At 35.9% G+C, this 21947-nt stretch carries 21 protein-coding genes and 1 pseudogene; 7 read left to right on the plus strand and 15 right to left on the minus strand.

Annotation, left to right across the window (positions count from 1 at the left end; all coding sequences use genetic code 11):
* Positions 1-28 precede the first annotated feature (28 nt).
* Positions 29-916: an alpha/beta fold hydrolase gene (locus ACUXVC_RS23460; protein WP_446025843.1), complete on the plus strand. Its 888-nt coding sequence runs from the start codon at positions 29-31 to the stop codon at positions 914-916.
* 38 nt (positions 917-954) lie between these two features.
* Here ACUXVC_RS23460 and ACUXVC_RS23465 read toward each other — a convergent pair whose 3' ends face one another.
* The 3 genes from ACUXVC_RS23465 to ACUXVC_RS23475 all read right to left on the minus strand — a co-directional run bounded on the left by ACUXVC_RS23465 (position 955) and on the right by ACUXVC_RS23475 (position 3512).
* Positions 955-1245: a hypothetical protein gene (locus tag ACUXVC_RS23465; protein WP_000900160.1), complete on the minus strand. Its 291-nt coding sequence runs from the start codon at positions 1243-1245 to the stop codon at positions 955-957.
* A 121-nt stretch (positions 1246-1366) separates the two neighbouring features.
* The gene (locus ACUXVC_RS23470) at positions 1367-2056 is read right to left on the minus strand and encodes a response regulator transcription factor (RefSeq protein ID WP_003271808.1); all 690 of its coding nucleotides are present in this window, start codon (positions 2054-2056) and stop codon (positions 1367-1369) included.
* 1 nt (position 2057) lies between these two features.
* Positions 2058-3512, minus strand: a complete 1455-nt coding sequence (locus ACUXVC_RS23475) for a HAMP domain-containing sensor histidine kinase (RefSeq protein WP_000023857.1) — start codon at positions 3510-3512, stop codon at positions 2058-2060.
* 149 nt (positions 3513-3661) lie between these two features.
* On the opposite strand from ACUXVC_RS23475, the gene ACUXVC_RS23480 reads away from it, so the two are divergent.
* From ACUXVC_RS23480 to mscL, 3 genes are all read left to right on the plus strand, one after another.
* The gene (locus ACUXVC_RS23480; protein WP_446025844.1) at positions 3662-4342 is read left to right on the plus strand and encodes an ankyrin repeat domain-containing protein; all 681 of its coding nucleotides are present in this window, start codon (positions 3662-3664) and stop codon (positions 4340-4342) included.
* 79 nt (positions 4343-4421) lie between these two features.
* Positions 4422-5348 carry a Gfo/Idh/MocA family protein gene (locus tag ACUXVC_RS23485; protein WP_090976882.1) on the plus strand — a complete coding sequence of 309 codons (927 nt, stop codon included), beginning with the start codon at positions 4422-4424 and terminating at the stop codon, positions 5346-5348.
* Positions 5349-5476: 128 nt separating this feature from the next.
* Positions 5477-5875 carry a large-conductance mechanosensitive channel protein MscL gene (mscL, locus tag ACUXVC_RS23490; protein WP_000267003.1) on the plus strand — a complete coding sequence of 133 codons (399 nt, stop codon included), beginning with the start codon at positions 5477-5479 and terminating at the stop codon, positions 5873-5875.
* Positions 5876-5923: 48 nt separating this feature from the next.
* On the opposite strand, the gene ACUXVC_RS23495 is transcribed toward mscL, so the two are convergent.
* Positions 5924-6196 (minus strand): DUF3917 domain-containing protein, encoded by a 273-nt coding sequence (locus ACUXVC_RS23495; RefSeq protein ID WP_000636589.1) that lies wholly within the window; start codon positions 6194-6196, stop codon positions 5924-5926.
* Between the two features lie 453 nt (positions 6197-6649).
* Between ACUXVC_RS23495 and ACUXVC_RS23500 the strand changes: the two genes are divergently transcribed.
* Together ACUXVC_RS23500 and ACUXVC_RS23505 are read left to right on the plus strand one after the other, a co-directional pair.
* On the plus strand, positions 6650-6886 hold the full coding sequence (locus ACUXVC_RS23500) for a DUF3949 domain-containing protein (RefSeq protein WP_000637899.1): 237 nt from the start codon (positions 6650-6652) through the stop codon (positions 6884-6886).
* Position 6887: 1 nt separating this feature from the next.
* On the plus strand, positions 6888-7250 hold the full coding sequence (locus ACUXVC_RS23505) for a DUF4288 domain-containing protein (protein ID WP_446026156.1): 363 nt from the start codon (positions 6888-6890) through the stop codon (positions 7248-7250).
* A 34-nt stretch (positions 7251-7284) separates the two neighbouring features.
* On the opposite strand, the gene ccpA is transcribed toward ACUXVC_RS23505, so the two are convergent.
* The 5 genes and pseudogenes from ccpA to ACUXVC_RS23530 form a co-directional block, all read right to left on the minus strand.
* On the minus strand, positions 7285-8283 hold the full coding sequence (gene ccpA, locus ACUXVC_RS23510; protein ID WP_001103303.1) for a catabolite control protein A: 999 nt from the start codon (positions 8281-8283) through the stop codon (positions 7285-7287).
* A gap of 485 nt (positions 8284-8768) precedes the next feature.
* Positions 8769-9722 (minus strand): annotated as a pseudogene (locus tag ACUXVC_RS23515) (bifunctional 3-deoxy-7-phosphoheptulonate synthase/chorismate mutase).
* Between the two features lie 166 nt (positions 9723-9888).
* On the minus strand, positions 9889-10911 hold the full coding sequence (locus tag ACUXVC_RS23520) for a CamS family sex pheromone protein (RefSeq protein ID WP_000738029.1): 1023 nt from the start codon (positions 10909-10911) through the stop codon (positions 9889-9891).
* Positions 10912-11028: 117 nt separating this feature from the next.
* Positions 11029-11355, minus strand: coding sequence for a bacillithiol system redox-active protein YtxJ (gene ytxJ / locus ACUXVC_RS23525; RefSeq protein ID WP_001057469.1), 327 nt, complete (start codon positions 11353-11355; stop codon positions 11029-11031).
* Entirely contained in the window at positions 11355-11867 is a 513-nt protein-coding gene (locus ACUXVC_RS23530) for a DUF948 domain-containing protein (RefSeq protein ID WP_001197721.1), read from the minus strand. The genes ytxJ and ACUXVC_RS23530 overlap by 1 nt, the downstream gene beginning before the upstream one ends.
* Before the next feature lie 187 nt (positions 11868-12054).
* Here ACUXVC_RS23530 and ACUXVC_RS23535 point away from each other — a divergent pair, with 187 nt between their 5' ends.
* Positions 12055-13170 carry an aminopeptidase gene (locus ACUXVC_RS23535; RefSeq protein WP_000654729.1) on the plus strand — a complete coding sequence of 372 codons (1116 nt, stop codon included), beginning with the start codon at positions 12055-12057 and terminating at the stop codon, positions 13168-13170.
* Positions 13171-13392: 222 nt separating this feature from the next.
* On the opposite strand, the gene ACUXVC_RS23540 is transcribed toward ACUXVC_RS23535, so the two are convergent.
* The 6 genes from ACUXVC_RS23540 to ACUXVC_RS23565 form a co-directional block, all read right to left on the minus strand.
* The gene (locus tag ACUXVC_RS23540; RefSeq protein ID WP_001010643.1) at positions 13393-13797 is read right to left on the minus strand and encodes a PH domain-containing protein; all 405 of its coding nucleotides are present in this window, start codon (positions 13795-13797) and stop codon (positions 13393-13395) included.
* A 76-nt stretch (positions 13798-13873) separates the two neighbouring features.
* Positions 13874-14365 (minus strand): GNAT family N-acetyltransferase, encoded by a 492-nt coding sequence (locus tag ACUXVC_RS23545; RefSeq protein WP_078400680.1) that lies wholly within the window; start codon positions 14363-14365, stop codon positions 13874-13876.
* Positions 14362-14910, minus strand: a complete 549-nt coding sequence (locus tag ACUXVC_RS23550; protein WP_446025845.1) for a GNAT family N-acetyltransferase — start codon at positions 14908-14910, stop codon at positions 14362-14364. The genes ACUXVC_RS23545 and ACUXVC_RS23550 overlap by 4 nt, the downstream gene beginning before the upstream one ends.
* Before the next feature lie 182 nt (positions 14911-15092).
* Complete coding sequence (gene murC / locus ACUXVC_RS23555) at positions 15093-16403, minus strand: UDP-N-acetylmuramate--L-alanine ligase (RefSeq protein ID WP_000219469.1); 1311 nt, start codon at positions 16401-16403, stop codon at positions 15093-15095.
* Positions 16404-16655: 252 nt separating this feature from the next.
* On the minus strand, positions 16656-17774 hold the full coding sequence (locus ACUXVC_RS23560) for a nicotinate phosphoribosyltransferase (RefSeq protein ID WP_000658372.1): 1119 nt from the start codon (positions 17772-17774) through the stop codon (positions 16656-16658).
* A 61-nt stretch (positions 17775-17835) separates the two neighbouring features.
* Positions 17836-21810, minus strand: coding sequence for a DNA translocase FtsK (locus tag ACUXVC_RS23565; protein ID WP_446025846.1), 3975 nt, complete (start codon positions 21808-21810; stop codon positions 17836-17838).
* Between the last annotated feature and the right edge of the window lie 137 nt (positions 21811-21947).

A 21947-nucleotide genomic window follows, 5' to 3' on the forward strand; every position in this document is an offset into this window, starting at 1 on the left:
CATTTCATAACAGCCTGGCCCAACTTTTATGAGAAAAGGTAGTGATATTATGTGGAAACGACAAATGATCCACACGAAACGTGGTACATTTGAACTCTTTACAAAAGGAGATGGCGAATCGCTTTGTATTACACATCACTATTCACAATTTAATGAAACTGGTGATTACTTTGCGGATGTTTTTACTGCTACGCATCGTGTATTTCTCATTAATTTACGAGATACTGGTAGCTCTGTAACCGCCCAGTCAGAAAACGAATTAAGCATGATTGAAACAATCCACGACTTGGAAGCCATACGAGAAGCATTACAACTTCCAACATGGCATTTCGCTGGCCATTCAACAGGTGGTATGCTTGGACTTTTATATACGATTACATATCCAAATTCCTTACAATCATTAGCCGTAGTAGGAGCTGCAGCAAGTAACTATACCGAAACACCATTTTGCATTTATCATCCCGAACATTCACAATTTCATTATATGCAAGAGCTCATCGAAAACTTAAAAAGCCCTCACCTTACAAGTGAAGAACGGAAAGAACTATCTACTAAGAGAACAAAATTATCATTGTATAAACCAGAAAACTACAACTCTTATTTTTGTAAACCAATCAAAAAAACAATGTCCGTTAGCCGGATGAATGCTTTCGTCAATGAATATCCTTCATTTGATTTAAGAGAGTATTTACCTTCCATCCAAACAAAGACACTTATTATATGCGGAAGATATGATGTACAGTGCCCAATTCAGTATTCTATCAAGATGCATGATGGGATACGTAATTCTATCTTCATTCCATTTGAAAACAGCAACCATTATCCTTTTTTAGAAGAAGCTACTCAGTTTACTTCTACTACTCAAACATTTTATAAATCGTTAGTACCGTTATTATTAAGAAAACCTAAACACTGACAAAAAGCTCACAGCCTCTATAAGACTATGAGCTTTTTTCAAAAGAAATATTTCACACTAAAAACAACTAAAAAAATACAAGAAATAACAACTAAACCCACATCAAGTAATACCGACTTTTTATCTCTATCTTTTAAACTTACCTTAGAGCTAGAAATGCTTTTAATTACCCAAAAGATCGCAAAAAAGAACCAACCAAAATGATCATTCGTAGAATCTTCGTCATAAAACATTTGTATTGCACCAATAATCAATAAGATAAGTACGATATTAGTTCCAATCTTTAAAGCCTTGTTTGATTTATTATCTTTTAATATATCCCCCAACATATAGCACGCTCCCCATGCTCTCCTCTGTTTTGTTTCTCTTTATATTTTAACATAAATTACCTATTCCTTCCTTTTCATTCGAATAACATACAAAAAACCTGCCAATTACTCGGCAGGTTCCCTACACATTAAAACGATAACCAGCTCCCCATACTGTTTCAATATATTGCGGGTGGGCAGGATCTCTTTCAATTTTTTCACGTAGCTTTCTAATGTGGACGACAACAGTGGCTAAATCACCAGCGGAATCTAATCCCCAAATGCGTTCAAATAACTGTTCTTTATTTAATACTTGGTTTGGATGTGTTACAAAGAATGTTAATAAATCAAATTCCTTCGTTGTAAATGCCACTTCTTCATTGTTTATAAAAACTTTCCTCGCTCGTTGATCGATAGAAATTCCGTGAATATATAACGTATCACGTTGCTTACTTACATTTCCTGATAATCTTTCATAACGGGCAATATGTGCTTTTACTCTTGCAACTAATTCGCTTGGACTAAACGGTTTCGTTATATAGTCATCCGCTCCTAATCCGAGTCCGCGAATTTTATCTATATCTTCTTTTTTTGCTGAAACAAGTAGAATCGGAATATCTTTTACAGCACGTATTTGTTTACAAATTTCGAATCCGTTCATTTTCGGGAGCATAATATCTAAAATAATTAAATCATATTCTTCTTGCAGGGCTATTTGTAAACCTGTTTCTCCTGAATGCTCTACATCAACTTGGAAATCATTAATTTCTAAATAATCTCGCTGTAATTCTGCAATACTTACTTCATCTTCTATTAGTAAAATTCTTTTCAATTTACTCACCACATTCCTCTACTTTTTCCAATGAGAAGAAAATGCTTGTGCCTTTACCAAGCTCGCTTTCCGCCCAAATTTCCCCGCCATGTTCTTCAACAATTTGCTTCGCTATTGCTAAACCAAGTCCACTTCCACCTGTGCTAGAATTTCGCGATTGTTCTGCACGATAAAAACGTTCAAAGATATACGGTAGCGTATCAGATTCTATACCTGATCCATTGTCCATCACTTTCACAATAACTTTATTGTTATCACTCGATACTGTTACAGTAATTTTCTTCTCTTCTTTATCCATGTACTTCACACTATTATGAATTAAATTTGATATAACTCTATTTATCTTTTCGCAATCAGCCGTTACATATAATGGCGATGAATGTAATTGTAAGTTAACTTCTATACCTTCTTCACTTAAATCCATCTGCATCTCTTCTATTAATTCTTGCATAAACGTATTTAATTCAACTGTCTCAAATTGGAATGGAACTCGATTCAAATCGAGCTTTGAAAACAAAAAGAGTTCATCAATGAGTGTGTCCATATGTTTTGCCTTCGTGTGAATTGTCGTTAAATACTTATCCATTTTTTCTGGCGTATTTGCTACCCCGTCCTTTATTCCCTCTACATATCCGATAATAGATGTAATCGGTGTTTTTAAATCATGCGATATGTTTGAAATAAGTTCTTTTCGATTTTCTTCATACTGCGTTTGTACTTCAATCGATTCTTTTAACTTCTTCCTCATTTCCTCAAATCCTTGATTTAATTGACCTATTTCATCGTGCGATGTAACTGGCATTTGAAAATCTAAATTTCCTTCTTTAATTTTCTCTGTTGCGCCTTTCAATACAAAAATTGGTTTTATTACACTTCTTGAAACGAGATAACTTAATAACCCAATAAGTAAAATAGCTAATAGTAAAAGCGATACGAATAAGATTGGAAATAATTTTTGTGTAAGATCTACAAATGAACTTTGCTTTTTTAGTACAAATATACTCCCTTCTTCTTTCTCTGCAAAATAAAAATCAAATTTTACATATCGATAAAATGTATCACCTAGTTCCGTTGTACCACGACTATTAATATTTGCTGCTTCAAATTTCGGAAGGGCTTCTGTTAAAGTCGAACTTTCAAAACCCTTTGTAGCATAAGAAATGTTTTCTCCCTTTCTTACAATTATTTTCACGCCTTCTTTTTCAATTGATGAAACGAACGATTCATCTAATAATTGAGATTGATGTTGCTTTGCCGCTAATTTTAATTCAAGATAGGCATTCTCTTCTTCTGGTGTAAGCGGCTTTTGAATGTAAGAACTTTTATAGAAATTTTTCACTGCTTCCAAGTCACCTGTTATCGAAAAAACAATTAAAAATCCCGCGACTAATATGAGCGTAATAGAAACGAGAATTACAGCAATATAAGAAAATAAAAACCTTGTTTTAATAGACATCATTTACATCCTCACTTTACCCATCCTTCATATTCATAAGCATAAAAATATATGTTCAAATACTCAAGCGATTTTATAGTAATTTTAGCGTCAGTTTATAAAAATTTAATGTTCCTATTTTACAGTTGAAATTAGGAGGTTGAAATTCCATGTTCAAAAAAACATTCAGTATGATATGTTGCGTAATTTTTTTACAAGGATGCTCGCAAGAACAAGAAGTAAAAAAGGAGATGACAAACATGGAGACTGCACTACTAGCAGCTACTGAAAAAAATGAAACGAATACTGTTATATCTTTACTAAAACAAGGCGCAAATATAAATGCGACGGATAATCAAGGACGCACTCCGCTTATGATTGCTACATACAAAAATGATGTAAAAACCGCAAAAGCGCTTATCGAATCTGGTGCTGATGTAAATATCCAAGATGACATGAAAAACAATCCCTTTCTATACGCCAGTGCGGAAGGTTACTTAGACATTTTAAAGCTAACAATTGATGCTGGTGCAGATCCTATGATTACAAATCGTTACGGTGGAACAGCTCTTATCCCAGCCTCAGAACATGGCTATATTGAAGTTATAAAAGAACTCCTCACTCGAACAAATATTGATGTAAATCATGTAAATAACCTCGGATGGACAGCTTTAATGGAAGCCATCGTACTAAATAACGGAAACGAAACACAGCAACAAGTCATTCGCCTTCTTATTGAGCACGGTGCAGATGTAAATATTCCAGACCATGATGGTGTTACCCCGTTAGAGCATGCTCGCGCTCATAACTTTGAAGAGATAGAGAAGATTTTGTTAGAAGGACGTAAGTAAAAAGCTAATTTTTGCCTTCCTCCCCTACCCTATGCTACATTTAAGCCGTTACATTAATATTAATAGGGTGGGAATAAAAATGAACAAACCTAAAATTGGGATGATTGGACTTGGAAGTATTGCGCAAAAGGCCTATCTTCCAACACTTACAAAAGAAACAGATTGGAATTTTGTAGGGGCGTTTACACCTAACGAGGAGAAAAGAAAACAAGTTTGCCAGCAATACCGGATTCAAGACTTTCATTCTATTGAAATGTTAGCTTCGGAATGCGATGCAATCTTCGTGCATAGTTCAACTGCATCACATTATGAAATCGTTTCTGAACTTCTGAAAAAAGGGATCGACGTTTATGTTGATAAGCCGCTAGCAGCTACAGTGGAACAAGCTGAGCAACTAGTCGAGTTGAGCGAGAAATATAACCGAAAATTAATGGTCGGATTTAATCGCAGATTCGTTCCTATGTATGTCGCTGCCAAAGAACAGGCTAATGATATTTCATGGATTCGAATTGAAAAGCATCGCACAAATAAAGTCGGGCCATATACGTACGATTTCACTATGTTAGATGATTATTTACACATTGTAGATACAGCTCGCTGGTTAGCTAATAATGACCTTAACGTCGTTCACAATATGATGCAAATCAATGAAAAGAATGAACTTCTTTACGGACATCATACATATACAACTCCAAGTGGACTGTTACTTTCTACTGCAATGCATCGCCATGCCGGTACAAATTTAGAACAAATTGAACTTGTAACGCCAGGGAAAATCATTCGCGTAAAAAATATGAACACATTTGAAATTGAACAGGAAAACTCAGTTTCACAAAGCGGTTCCCCATCATGGGATACAACGTTAAAACAACGTGGTTTTGAAGATGCTGTTCATCATTTTATTGAATGTGTACACGGAGATACAAAGCCTGTTGTAGATGGATTAGAAGGATTAAAAACGCAGCAAATGCTACAATCTTTACTAGATGATGTAAACAAAAATTAAAACGGATACATTTTTCAGAATTTACTTTCATTCCCATTTCCTCTTTATTTCTCTCGTAAATTTCTATAGAATATGTTGATAGGAATTATAAATTTCATAATGAATCGTGGAAAGGATGGGATTAACACATGTGGAACGAGTTTAAAAAATTCGCATTCAAAGGTAATGTAATCGATTTAGCTGTCGGGGTTGTAATCGGTGCTGCATTCGGTAAAATCGTTAGTTCTTTAGTAAAAGATATCATCACACCATTACTTGGTATGGTATTAGGTGGCGTTGACTTTACAGATTTAAAAATTACATTCGGTAAATCATCTATTATGTATGGTAACTTCATCCAAACTATTTTTGATTTCTTAATTATTGCAGCTGCTATCTTTATGTTTGTTAAAGTTTTCAACAAACTAACATCTAAAAGAGAAGAAGAAAAAGAGGAAGAACTTCCAGAACCAACAAAAGAAGAAGAACTCCTTGGCGAAATTCGCGACTTACTAAAACAGCAAAACTCTTCTAAAGATAGAGCATAATTGAACGGATAAAAAGGCATGTCCCTCGGGACATGCCTTTTCTATATGCTATAACGTTTCCGAATTCATATGAATAAATAAAATAATACCAGCAACCATAAGTACCATAATGCTACCTGCAAATAGTGTAATACCAATAAACATTAAACTTGTGCTCATATCTACTGATACACTTTCAATAAAAATAGAAATTACATACGTGATAAGGGCAATTCCTGCAAGAATACTTCCTGGAACAAATCGCTTTAAGCCATTTTGTTTTAACGTCATATATGCAAAAATAGCAGTCATACAAAGCGTAATTATCCAAAGAACGATCATCTCTTCTCCCCCCTCACAAGCCTTTTCTTTCTATTATACATGACATTGCCCTATAATAGGTAAATTTGCACTTATGTGACATATAACAAGGAATCATACAATTTATAGAGAAATCTTCTAAATAAGCTATAAACTAGGGAGAATTTCAATTGGAAGATGATATTGTAGGATATTTTGAACAAGTAGAGCGATTCGATTAAATTACAATTGACTTAGACAAAGATGAAACCATTATTACTGGCCATGTGAAACAATATGATCCTTCTAGATTTGAACAGTTAATACAAAGTTTTAAAACGCACTGCCCAAACATGCCTTGAACATAATTTACGAAGCGCTGAAGAACTTTTTGCATTTTGGAAAAGAAATTGACCACTAGGAAAATATGGATATTTTTCATATAAATTGATATAATTACCATATACAAATATTCTTTGTAAGGGAGTGTTCATAATGATTTGGATTTCACTAATCGTATTAGCTTATTTCATCATTCTCGTCCCAATACAGTACAACTACATTAAAATGCTCAAAGAAAAACAGAAAAAAATGAATGTCTCACAAAACGAACTATATGACAACATGTCTTATGAAGAATCCCAAGTACATTACCATTATCAAAGTAACGTATTTACAATACCTGCTTCGCTTGTCGCAAGTATTATTTATAAAGTGAAACATGCAGCATAATGTGTACGCTGTAAGATTATTGTTTGAGTCTGTTCATACTGGTGAGCCTGATCCTACGAAAATTGATGAGCATTATGAAGAGAATCACGATACACTTTTTGAAGAAAGTATTATTCTTGTTAAGGCAAACAGTTTAGAAGAAGCTCATGAACTAGGTGAAAAGATAGCTATACAATCGGAGCACACATACGATAATATGTATGATGAGCAAATCACATGGACGTTCCGAAAAGTGTTACATGTGTTTGAATTAGACGATACGCCATTTGAAACTGGAAAAGAATTGTACGCAAGATTTTTACACGTTAAGAAAAATGAAACTGTAGATACAGTAATTGAAAAATATTATCCTGAATATGAATAAAAGCTCACAGCAATCGCTGTGAGCTTTTTTATACTTACTTCGTTGAATCTCTAAATTGGATACGGTGAGGTAAGATAACAGTGTGATCTTCCACTTTTTCTTTGTTCATATACTTTGTTAATAGACGCATTGCTACTGCACCGATATCATACATCGGTTGTACAACTGTTGAAAGTTGCGGACGAACCATTAATGCAAGGCGTGTATTATCGAAACCAAGTACTTCTACGTCAGTTGGTACGTTTAATCCAGCGTCTTGTGCTGCGTGGATTACACCTAGTGCCATTTCATCAGACGATACGAAGATTGCTGTTGGCTTTTCATCATTGCTCCAAAGCTTTTCGAATGCTTCGATACCTGAGTCATATGTGTAATCTCCATCGATTACAAGATTTTCATCATATGAAATACCTTCTTCTTCTAAAGCTTTTTTATAACCTTGTAACTTCTTCGCGCTTCCCGCTTTATCAATGAATGGACCAGAGACGAAACCGATACGCTTATGTCCTTGCTCAATAAAGTGCTTCATTGCATCGTAAGCTGCTTGTGTATAATCAATATTTACTGATGGCGTTTCATTTTGCTCATCGAATGACGCTGCTAATACAATTGGTACTGGAGATTTTTTAAATTCTTCAATGTGAATGTCTGTAATATCTTCACCCATGAAAACAATTCCGTCCACTTGCTTTCCAAGCATCGTATTTAATAAATGGAACTCTTTCTCTTTGTTTTGGTCAGAGTTACTTAAAATGATGTTATATTTGTACATTGTTGCGATATCTTCAATTCCACGTGCAAGTTCTGCATAAAACGTATTTGAGATATCAGGAATAATAACACCTACTGTAGTTGTCTTCTTACTTGCTAGTCCACGTGCTACCGCATTTGGGCGGTACCCTAAACGATCAATTGCTTCTAATACTTTCTTTCTTGTTGTAGGCTTTACATTTGGGTTACCGTTCACAACGCGTGATACGGTAGCCATTGAAACGTTCGCTTCGCGCGCTACATCATAGATTGTTACGTTCATCTCATCGCACACTCCTTCTATTTTTGTTATCTATTTTTATGTATCGGTTACTTGAATGAAAAAAAGACATCAACTCTATTTGCAGATGCCACCAATCGTCCCGAGTTCTTCCTTTTACTAATGATACGATAAAAACGCAGGCTCATACAATATTTTCCCGCAAAAGTTTCGAAAAAATTCGCTTCTTTTCTCGTATTTTCGTATTTTTTATGAAAAAAGAGCATTTTTTGTAAAAAAATAGATGTTTCCTAAGTAGAAATCTTATTTTAAGCAGTACGATAGTAAATGAAATTTATATCGACGATTTTTCGAATATATGAACCGTAACTCGAAATATATCAGCGATTTTCCAAATATATCTACCACAACTCTAATTATATCAGCGATTTTTTAAATATATCAACTTACCAACAAAAATCGACAATGACAGTCTCTATACAGATGCCCCAAAACGCCTTATTGGAACAGCTCATTAAAATTTTTTATCATTTACTTCCAAATGATTTTAATTCATTCATAAAATCATTGAACTGCGGAATATTCATTTGCTGCGCCTCATCTGATAAAGCTACAGCGGGATTTGGATGTACTTCAGCCATAATTGCGTCTGCACCAATTGCCATCGCTGCTTTTGCAGTTGATAAGAGAAGGTCACGTCGCCCTGTAGAATGCGTTACATCGACAACAACAGGTAAATGTGTTTCTTTCTTTAAAATCGGTACAGCGGAAATATCAAGCGTCTTACGCGTCACTCTTTCATACGTGCGAATACCTCGTTCACATAAAATAATGTTCCCATTTCCCTTTGCCATCATATATTCTGCCGCATTAATGAATTCTTCAATCGTTGCTGATAGACCACGTTTTAATAATACTGGTTTATTTACAGCACCAGCTGCCCTTAGCAAATCAAAGTTTTGCATATTGTGAGTGCCAATTTGAATAACATCAACGTAATCTAATGACACCTCAATATCATTTGGATTTAAAATTTCACTAATAACAGCCAAATCATATTTATCTGCTACTTGGCGTAAAATTTGTAATCCTGCTAATCCAAGACCTTGAAAATCATACGGTGAAGTATGTGGCTTGAAAGCACCACCACGCATTAATTTCAACAATCGTATCTTCTATTTTTTCTTACAAGACACAAGTAGTGCTTTACGATGATCCTCTTCTTGTAACTCTAAACCAACTTGAAAAATTTGTTTGAAAATATGTTGTAAAGTCGAAGTTTCAAATGGACCATTATTATTCTCTACAATTAAATCCAGCATATTTCTTTCACGTACAGGATCAAAACGTTTCACACCTTATACTTCTTTTAAAGTACCAACTTCTTGTACGAGACGACCTCTTTCGTTTAATAACTCTAATATTTGTAAATTAAGTTGATCAATTTCAGAACGTAAACGACCTAATTGTTGTGATGCCATAAAAAAGCCACATCTTTCAAATTCCTATATATTACTTTTTTAAGATAACTTATTATAGTTGATACATATACGATTGTCACACGATATACAGCAATGAATTATCATCAAAAAACATTGTATATTTTCATTTAAAATAAAAAAAAAGACAGTTTACATACTGTCTTTTTTACAAGAAGGAAACAAACGGTTTATCACTGTTTTTCTCTTTTATAATAACGGCCTCAATTTTACTCTCGGACTTGATCTGTAATTGTACTTTCGCATCTTTAGGCAATTTGTCCAACATACCTTGCGCAGCCAATTGGGTAAGAGCCATTAATTCTGTTTTACCGTTATATTTAATAACAATATTCATATTTAATGTATCCATTTGATCTTTCTTATAAGAAACTTTTGCGTTGACTGGAATAAAATCTCCAGTAGAAAAACCTTTTATTTCCTTAGCAAAGTTAGTTATTTTTGTATTATCTTCTCCATGTGCTTGTGTAAATTCATCAGAAGGATATGAATACGACTTTTCATCAATTGTACTCCAATTTCCAAGGTTCGTATCATTCTTTTGAACAGTAGCACTAGCAATATACGTACCATTTTTTAAAGAACTTGTACTTTCTTGCTTAAAGATAGCAAACGTAATTGGAGATTTGTTATATTTATCATTTTTGTTAATAGCTTCAATAAGTTGTTTAGCAACTTCAGACCCTTTAGACATAGCTTCTTCATTCGATACACTTGAAGACATAGCTAAGCCAATCATAACACCAGATAAACTTAATTCATTTGAATTCTGTTTTCCGAAATAGTCTTGTTCTATAATATTCGTCAAAACTGGCGCTTCTACTTTCGCAACTAGTTCATCAACTAGTTTCTCTGGAATATACTGATTTAATTGCAGTACGTGGCTCTCTGTATCAAATTGCTGCGTTGCAATATTTATTAAACCATTTTCATACTCTGCTAAATCTAATTTAGAATTTGTTTTTATATTAGCTGTATTAATAACCTTTTGTTCTTTTAAAGGAATAACAGTTCTATAATAATCTTTAGAAACAGCAGTTCTCGGAATCATACTTTTTTCTTTTGTATCTTTTTGTATAACTTCATCCTTCTTACTAATCGTATTACTATTGTTACTACAAGCTCCCAGTAATAAACTTACGACCGCGAAGGATAATGCCATTTTCTTCATTACTTAAAACCTACTTTCAACAATCTAGTTATTTAGTTTGAACTATTAATAGTGTACCATTAAATATATTTCAACAAAAACAAAAAAAAGAAGCAAGCACCTTTAGCTTGCTTCTTTTTACTTTATATTCTCTTCTAAAGCATCTTTTTTAATATTCCAATGAGATGTATTCCATACTACCATCCCATCTTTTATGTATAGCACTTGCGGTGATTCATGTCTAATACTGTATTGTTCTGCAACACGATTTGACACATCTCTTGCATCTTGTACGTATAAGTAATACGCTGGCACTTCTCTTTCTTCACTGCAATACGCTTGAAATTCTGTGTATGCACCGTGACTAATCGGGCATGTCGTACTATGTTTAAAAAGAACATACGGCTCATTCTTTTCTACTAAGACTTCAAGCTCTTCAATTGTTTCAAGCTTTGTCATATTCATCACGATTCACCTCTCATACGAAATCTAGAGCGCTTCTCTTTCTTTTCAGCGTTTTTCTCAATTCTTTCTAATTTACGCTCTTCTTTTTCAACCTTCTTCTCTTGTCTCGACGCACGGTAATGATTGTATACTTCAATCGCCGCACTGCTCCACTGTACAACTTGCGCTACTTTATCAGCGTTATTTTCAATTTCGTCCGTTACAGAGTCTGATACATTACGAAGCTTCGTATTTAAAGATTGGATTGTCGTTCCAATCCCATCTACACCCGCTACCACTTTATTTAATGACTGTGACTTCTGTTGAATATCATCAGCTAACGCATTCGTTTTATGTAATAATTGCTCTGTCTCTACGCTAATTCCTTGCATTTGTTTTTCTAAACCTTCTAACGTGCTTGCAACGTTTTCTAACGTCTTCTGAACCGATAACAACGTTCTGCATACATACACTACTAATACTGCGAAAGCAACCGCGATAATAGCCGCACTTACATATAAAAGAACTTGCATTTCATCACTTCCTTTATCTTTTTCATACTTTCCCCTATTATACAATCATTTTCCGTTTCATTCTAATCCCTATCTCATCATTAGAATTTTCATACTTATTCGTTAACTGTAACATAAATCATTCAACAAATTCCACTAAGTAGGTTACAATAGGAGAGGATACATAATTAGTAGGGAGGCTTTACATATGAAAGATCCACGTATTGAAAAGTTAGCATACAATTTAATTAACTACTCTATCCGCTTACAAAAAGGTGAAAAAGTATTAATTGAAAACTTTGGCTTACAAAAAGAACTTGTAACTGCACTTGTAAAAGAAGCATATGCAGCTGGTGGTTTCCCATTCGTCTCTTTAAAAGATCATCAAGTAGATCGCTCTTTATTAATGGGTGCTACTGAAGAACATTTCGAACAAATCGCTGCATATGAAGCAAGCGTAATGAAAGACATGGACGCTTATATCGGTCTTCGCTCTGGCGATAATATTAATGAACAAGCTGACGTTCCAAGTGAGCGTATGAAAGTTCATGGCCAAACAGTTGGCAAAAAAGTTCATAGAGACATTCGCGTTCCAAAAACACGCTGGGTTGTTCTTCGCTACCCAAATGCTTCTATGGCACAGCTTGCTAAAATGAGTACAGAAGCTTTCGAAGACTTCTACTTTGAAGTATGTAACTTAGACTACGGTAAAATGGATAAGGCGATGGATAGCCTTGTTACATTAATGAATAAAACAGATAAAGTTCGTTTAACTGGTCCTGGAACTGACTTAACATTCTCTATTAAAGACATTCCAGCAATTAAATGCTCAGGTCATTTAAACATTCCAGATGGTGAAGTATACTCTGCACCAGTTCGTGACTCTGTTAACGGTACAGTTTCTTACAACACACCATCTCCTTACAACGGTTATACATTTGAAAATGTACAACTTAAGTTCGAGAACGGCCAAATCGTTGAAGCAACTGCAAACGATTCAGAACGCATTAATAAAATCTTCGATACAGACGAAGGCGCACGCTACGTTGGTGAATTCGCAATCGGCGTAAATCCATACATCTTACATCCAATGGGAGACATCCTATTCGATGAAAAAATCGATGGCAGCTTCCACTTCACTCCTGGACAAGCTTACGACGATGCATGGAATGGTAACAACTCAAACATCCATTGGGACTTAGTATGCATCCAACGCCCTGAATACGGCGGCGGTGAAATTTACTTCGACGACGTACTAATCCGTAAAGACGGACGCTTCGTTGTACCTGAATTAGAAGCTTTAAACCCCGAGAACTTAAAATAATAAAAAATGCTCGGAATTATATCCGAGCGTTTTTTTATTATCCTCACTCTATATCGAGCTACTGTTCTTACTTTTTGTTTGCTGAAAATGAAAATAATATAAAAGTGCCACTGCGATAGTACCGATTGATATCGGAACATATAAAGGAAGATCCCATTTCATATATACTCTAGTGCAACCAACAAGCACAAATAATATTTCTAAACAAAGGTTTTACATATTTCATTTCTTTCCTACCATTTCTATTTTCACATGTGGATTTTCTTTCTCTATAAGCGCCAAGAATTCATCCATATTTTGCGGCATCGCAACCATATGTACTTTATATGCATTCGTCGTAATTTCAAGAGACTTTCCGACCTGACGTATAATTCTCACATCTTTTAATACAATATCATCATTTAAAATACCGTACTTTAATACGCCATTTTCTACTTTATGTTTTTTAATAAATACTTCCCAAACGAGTGGTACATTTACAATGAAGCATAAACCCATCCCAATCAACGCTGACATCCAATGCGCTTTATTAGTGAAAAGCATGACAATTGGATATATAAACATAAAAACTAACGTAAGGCAAACGAAAATGACTACTGACTTACTTCTTTGAATTGGAAAGTTCATACCTACACCCCCTAATCCAAATTATACCACTATTTCCATTTTGGTTCATAGAAAAAGGCCATTTCTAAATGACCTTTTACACAATGTACCTATAAAATTTCTTATCTACCTGTAGCACCGGAAAGTTTTTCGGCAACTCGTCTATACTCACACTTTGAAAACCATTCTTTTCATAAAAACGATGTGCCGCTAAAAATTTTACTGTTGTTCCTAAGTAAATATCTTTCAATTTTTTATCCTCAGCCCATGAAATTGCTGTTTGAAGCAACATATGTGATGCGCCCCATTCTTTTCCGCGAAACTCTTTTTGTACGAACATTTTTCTTAGCGCTACTTGATGATTCTCAATATCTAATAAAGCTACTGTTCCAACTACTTTACCATCATAAATTGCTACCCAAAAGTTTCCGTGATCCTTTTGATAGAATGTTTCTATTTCAAGTAAATCAGGTTGCTCTTCTTTCGTAATGGGAACATTATACTCTTTTTGCTGAATATGAACGATAAGATCTACTACTTCCTCTTGAAACGTACTTTCATACGGAACAATACGAATTTTCTCGTTCATCGAATTTCTTTCCATTCTGAAGCTAGTAAACTATATACAGCGATATCATGAAAATGATCATATAGCCATTCTTCATCTCGTAAAATACCATCTAACTTAAACCCTAAACGCTCTGGAATAGCGCGACTTTTCACATTTTCAACACCGCACCGAATTTCAATTTTATTCAGCTTTAAATTTTCAAATGCATAGTGAAGTACAGCCTTTACGCTACGCGTCATAATACCTTTCCCGCCAGCATCTTCTGCAAGATAATACCCAAGACTCGTCGCTTTCTTCCCCCAGCTCACTGGATGAATGCCTACCATCCCAACGAGCTTTCCTTTGTAACGTATACCACTTTCAAAACCGTCTCCCTCTGCAAACTTCTTTAACCACATCGGAAAAATTTCATCATAAGCATCAGCAGATTTTGTCCCATCTACCCAAGGGAGCCATTTCCGTAAATGATTACGGTTTTGATCTAATAATTGATATAATTCCTCTTTATGATGTTTTTCTAGTAATTGTAGTTCGATTTCGTCATCTACTCGGAGTGTGAACATGTTTTTTAGTCCCCTTTTTAGTTTTCTTATTATTCTAACATTTATATTTCAAAACGCGTAACAATATATCAACGATTTTTGAAATATATCGAACACAACTCCATATATATCGACGTTTCAACATTAAAGCACAACCACGACAACATAAAAAAGACGCACAGCCAAGCTATGCGTCTTTTCTATTATTTCTCTGCAACTTGAACTTCTTTTACGTAAGCTGCTTCGAATTTTTGGATGTCACCTGCGCCCATGAAAATTAAAACGCCGTTTTTATGTTTCTTTAATACATCCGTTGTTGTATCTGTAATTAATTCTGCACCGTCAATACGCTTTTGCAGATCTTCGATTGTTAATTCACCTTTGTTTTCACGTGCTGATCCGAAAATATCACATAAGTATACTTGGTCAGCTTTGCTTAAGCTTTCTGCGAACTCATCTAAGAACTTTTCTGTACGTGAGAATGTATGTGGCTGGAATACAGCGACAACTTCACGCTCTGGATGTTTTTGACGAGCAGCTTCAATCGTTGCATTAATTTCTGTCGGATGGTGTGCGTAGTCATCGATGATTACTTGCTCTCCCATCGGCTTTTCATTAAAGCGACGTTTTACGCCTTCAAAAGTTGTTAATTGATGTTTTACTGCTTCTACATCAACGTTTTCATAATGACAAAGCGCGATTACTGCTAACGCATTTAATACGCTATGGTTGCCGTATCCTGTAATTTTGAACGTGTCATAGTACGTATTACGAACGAATACATCGAATATCGTGCCATCTGTTCTCTTTTGAATGTTACGTGCTTGGAAATCATTATCTTCTCCAAATCCATAGAAAATAACAGGTACTTTCGCTTGAATTTTTTGAAGTTCTTCATCATCTCCACATGCAATAATGCCTTTTTTCACTTGCAATGCCATCTCTTGGAATGCACTGAATACATCATTGATGTCTGCAAAATAATCTGGATGATCAAAATCAATATTCGTCATAATTGCATAGTCTGGATTGTAAGACAAGAAATGACGACGATACTCACAAGCTTCAAATACAAAATACTTACTATTTTCTACCCCATGCCCTGTTCCATCTCCAATAAGGTAAGATGTCGGGTGTGCACCTTGCATTACATGGGCTAACAAACCTGTTGTTGATGTTTTTCCGTGTGCACCAGTTACAGCAACACTTGTGTATTGGCTCATCAGGTCACCTAAGAAGTGATGGTAACGATGGACTGGGATGTTTAATTCTTTTGCTGCTACGATTTCTTCATGCGTATCAGGAAATGCATTTCCTGCAATAATCACTTGTCCTTCTTCTACATTATTCTTATCAAAAGGAAGGATCGAGATACTACGCTTTTCCAACGCTGTTTGTGTAAAGAAACGCTTTTCATAATCAGACCCTTGAACAGTATGCTTCATATCATGAAGAATTTGCGCTAATGAACTCATTCCTGTTCCTTTAATTCCTACAAAATGGTAAACTGTCATCTTAAAGAACCTCCAACATTTCGAACTAATACAACGGCCTATCTATAAGACAGTATATGAATCTTTTCTTATTTTGGTAATCATCATACATTTTTGATGTAGTGAAGTTATTCTTTCCCTTCACTTATCAGGATAAACTCGTACGTACTTCTTTATATGTCCATAACAAGTCCATTATAGCAAAAAAGAAGCCGCTATACTATGATAACAGAAAAACTGATAGGGTCAATCACCTATCAGTTTTTCTCTCTTTTACATATCTTCTCTTTTTTCTAATTGAACACGCTCTAAACGTGGGTTTGGACGATATTTACGACCAGCTTTTGCTTCTGGTTTCCCATTTAATTCTACATTATCACCAGTAAAGCCAATATTCATTTTTAACAAGCTACTTCCTACCCCGTATATGTCAACAGGTACCTTTTGAGCTTCAAATTCACGAATACGTTTTTCATCAAATCCACCAGTTACAACGATGTCTACATGCTGGAATCCTTCTTCATCAAGCGCCTTGCGAAGTGCAAATACGAGCGATGGGTTTACACCACGTGGATCGAATGTTCCAAGTACTTCTGGATGGCGAATAAAGTATTGATCAATCATTGTGCGAGACGTATCTACACGCACACCTTTTAATGTTGATCCAAACTCACGCGCTACACGAAGTGCATCTGTAATAACATCATTATTGTAATCAATTAGTACAACTAATTCATCTTCTGGGAATTTCTTATGATATGCTTTTGCCGCTTCTACAACATCACCATTAAACATTTGAATTAATGCGTGAGGCATTGTTCCCATACCACTTCTGCCCCACCATTCATTCATTGCATGCGTCGCTTGTGCGCTCATACCTCCGATGTATGCTGCATAACCGTCACCAGCTTGTTGTGTATAATGATCGTCACGATCTCCCATGAAAATAACTGGTTTTTCTTTATCTACACTACGTGCAGCTTGGACAACATTATATACGTTTGTTGCAACCGATGTACGACGAGCTAAAATCCCATCAATAACACCTTCTAAAAATCCGAAATTCTCATAAGGACCATGAATTGTTAACACTGTTTCAAATGGACTAATTTTATCGCCATCTTTTAAAGAGTTAATTTCAAGTTCCTCAGGATTTTTAGCGAATGTTTGCAGCAATGCAATTACTTCATCTGTTCCGCAAAGAACTGCATTTTCTTTTTGGAAAAATTGCATCGTTACAACACTTTTTGGGCGAAATTCTTCAATAATTTCTCTAGTTTTTAAAAAGTAAACGGCGGAGAACCAACCTTCCCCAACGCGTTCGTCAAATTTAAATGTTTTATTTGTTAGTCGATTTATTTCACCTTTTAATTTTAATTCAATTTCTTTCATGTCGCTTTACTCCCTACTTTACTATCCAACATTTTCTATTAGTATACAGCAAAACCGTGGACTATACATTCGTTTCCTGCATAGCAGCAAATTCATCCTCAGAAATAAGGACATCTCTCGGCTTAGTTCCTCTCGCTTCAGAAATAATCCCTTGCGATTCCATCTCTTCAATGAGACGTGCTGCGCGATTATAACCAATACGGAATTTTCGCTGTACAGAAGATGTGGACGCTCCCCCTTGTTCTACAACAAATTGACATGCATCAAAGAACAGCTCATCTTCCGACTCAGCCTGTTCTGTTTTCGCTAATAAATCCTCTTGCTTAAATAAGTAATTCGGCTTCATTTGCTTTCTCACATGATCAACTGTTTTTTCAATCTCATCATCCGATACATATACACCTTGTACACGAACTGGCTTAGATGTACCGTTCCCTAAAAATAACATATCACCACGGCCAAGTAATTTTTCCGCGCCCCCAATATCGATAATCGTACGTGAATCAACTTGAGATGATACAGTAAACGCAATACGCGTTGGAATATTTGATTTAATTAACCCTGTAATAACATCTACAGATGGACGCTGCGTCGCAACTAATAAATGAATACCACAAGCACGTGCTTTTTGCGCAATACGACAAATTGCTTCCTCAACATCACCTGGTGCTACCATCATTAAATCGGCTAACTCATCAATAACGATAACGATATAAGGTAATGTCTCACCTGGAATATCTCGCTCACTTACAATTGTATTATAGCGAGTTAAATCACGAGCACCAGCATGCGCAAACAATTCATAACGACGCTCCATCTCATCAACTGCCCACTTTAACGCAGCTGTCGCTGCTTTTACATCCGTAATAACAGGTGCTACAAGATGCGGAACAGAATTGTATGGTGCAAGCTCAACCATCTTCGGATCAATTAACATTAACTTCACTTCATGTGGTTTCGCTTTATATAAAATACTCGTTAAAATCGCGTTAATACACACACTTTTACCTGAACCCGTTGCACCCGCAATGAGTCCGTGCGGCATTTTTCGAATATCCGTTACAATTGGATCCCCTGAAATATCAAGTCCAAGCGCAACAGTAAGCGGTGATTCACTCTTTGTGAATACAGGACTTCTTAAAATCTCGCGAAGAAATACTGGCTTACTTTCTTTATTTGGAACTTCAATTCCAATTGCACTCTTTCCTGGAATCGGCGCTTCAATACGAATATCTTTCGCAGCTAAACTTAACTTAATATCATCACTTAAATTTGTAATTTTATTTACTTTCACGCCTGGGTCTGGTTGCACTTCAAAACGAGTTACTGCTGGCCCTTGCGAGACATTAATAACATGTGCTCCAACATGAAAATTATTAAACGTTGTATCTAATAATTCTTTTTGCTCATCTAACCATTCTGTATTATCTAGCGCTGATTGCTGTGGAATTGACAACAACGCTAATGGCGGAACAGTATATGTCGGTGGTGTGTGCAATACATTTCGCATATCGTTCTCTCTTTGATTTACAACATATGCTTTCTCTTTTGGTTCTGTACTTGAAATTGACTTTTGTACTTGCTCTACCACTACTTGTTGCATTGGTTGTTCTTCCACTTGTGGTTCTGCTACTACTTGCTGCACTGGGCTTTCTTCCACTTGTGATTCTACTACCACCTGCTGCATTGGTTGTTCTTCCACTTGTGGTTCTGCTACTACTTGCTGCACTGGGCTTTCTTCCACTTGTGATTCTACTACCACCTGCTGCATTGGTTGCTCTTCCACTTGTGGTTCTGCTACTACTTGCTGCATTGGTTGTTCTTCCACTTGTGGTTCTACTACTACCTGTTGCTCTAGGCGTTCTTCCACTTGTGGTTCTGCCACTACTTGCTGCACTGGGCTTTCTTCCACTTGTGGTTCTGCTACCTCTTGTTGTACTGGCTTATTCTCTACTCGTACATTAGCAGAAGGCTGCATTGCATTTGCTCTAACTGCATGTCTTTCCATTAATCGTGTTCTATCTTGTTTCAACATAACAACATTAAATGGTACATGACGCTTTTTCTCACGTTTTGGTTCTTCTTTTTTTACAACGGGTTGTTCTTCTACGACCGGCACTTCTTCTTCAACTGATTGCTCTTCTACGACCGGTGCTTCTTCTTCAACTCGTTTATTTTCTTCTGTTTCTGCAATTAAAACATTCGCAAAGCTTTGAACATCGTTCTTTGTCTGTTCATCAGCCTCAGCTACATGTATGAATTCACTGTTTTGTTCAATTTCTTCATCTTCTTGCTGAATTTCCTCAAGTGCTACAAATGTCTCTACTACAGGCGCTTTTGTTTCTGCGATCACTTCTACTTCTTCTAGCTCTTCTGTTTCCGCAATTACTTCCACTTCTTCTAGCTCTTCTGTTTCCGCAATTACTTCTACTTCTTCTAGCTCTTCCGTTTCCGCAATTACTTCTACTTCTTCTAGCTCTTCTGTTTCCGCAATTACTTCCACTTCTTCTAGCTCTTCTGTTTCCGCAATCACTTCTACTTCTTCTAGCTCTTCTGTTTCCGCAATTACTTCCACTTCTTCTGACTCTTCTGCTTCTGCGATTACTTCTACTTCTTCTGACTCTTCCGTTTCTGCAATTACTTCCACTTCTTCTGATTCTTCTGTTTCTGCAATTACTTCCACTTCTTCTGATTCTTCTGTTTCTGCGATTACTTCCACTTCTTCTGATTCTTCTGTTTCTGCAATCACTTCTACTTCTTCTAGCTCTTCTGTTTCTGCAATCACTTCTACTTCTTCTAGCTCTTCTGTTTCTGCAATCACTTCTACTTCTTCTAGCTCTTCTGTTTCTGCAATCACTTCTACTTCTTCTAGCTCTTCTGTTTCCGCAATTACTTCCACTTCTTCTGACTCTTCTGCTTCTGCGATTACTTCTACTTCTTCTAGCTCTTCTGTTTCTGCAATTACTTCCACTTCTTCTAGCTCTTCTGGTATTTCCACAATGATTGTTTCTTCAAGTTTTTCTTCTGCTTTGACAATCACTGATTCTTCTGGAGCTTGCTTTTCTACTTCAATAGTAGGTTGTTTTATTTCTGTATTACGTTTAATTTCTTCTGATAATATTGTATCCTCATGCTCTACTTTAGAAGCCACTAATTCTCCTTGTAGATTTTTTTCGTTTAACACCACTACATCTTTTTCTAGCTTAGCACTTTCCATCTGCTCAGCTACTGTTTTATGAAGTAATTCATCCGCTGAAACTTCCTGCGGTGTACTCATTTCTTTAATCACTTCTTTTTCTTCTACTAAAGGCACTTGGCGTTCAATTTCATAACCGTTTTTCTCTAGCCATTGATCAACAACTGATTTTTCTTCTTTTTTGCCCTGTTGGCCTTTCTGTTCAACTACTTCACCTGGAGCAGAAGACGTTGCTTGTCCTTCTGAGAAATCAGATAATTTATATCCTTTTTTCTCTAACCATGCATCAACAACTGCTTTTCCCTCTACAGATATTTCAAGATCTTCTCTTTCTTTTACTTCCTCCTGCTTTTCAACCTTTTTCTCTACTGAAGGACGATTATATCCATAAATTGGCGAAATCATTTCTGTTGGACGAAATGGTCTACGGTTACTCTCTTGCGAAGGTGCAGATGCCTTTTTAACGACAGACTCCCGCACCGGTTCATATTGCACTTCCGGCTCTTCATATGTAGAAACTACCTTTTCCACATACGGTCGTCTGCTTCTTTCCACCTTTATTCCTCTTTGGGCAGTCGGTTCTTCATATGCTACTCCTTGAACAGGTTGTTCTTCAAAGTGATTTACTTCGCTTTCATCCTCTTCATCGAACCCATTATCCGGTACTAAAGGAAAACGGCATTTACCTGCATTCCTACTTGCCATTTGTGCTTCTCTTGCTTCAGTGTAGTGGTTTACACGAGGAATTTTCGGCTGACTTTCAATTTGCTTTGGTACTTCTTTATTCATCGCTGTTTGTTCTTCCTCTTTGTTAAACAGCTTTTTCATCCAATCTAACATGCTTACCACTCTTTCTACTAAATAGTAACATCCTTTATTGTATCAGCATTCGGCAAAAAGTGCAGGTAAAATTAAGCATGTCATATTTATCCACAATATTCTAATTTACGAGTGTTTTCATATGGAAAAACGCAGCC

It is taken from the genome of Bacillus sp. N6 (assembly GCF_052805735.1).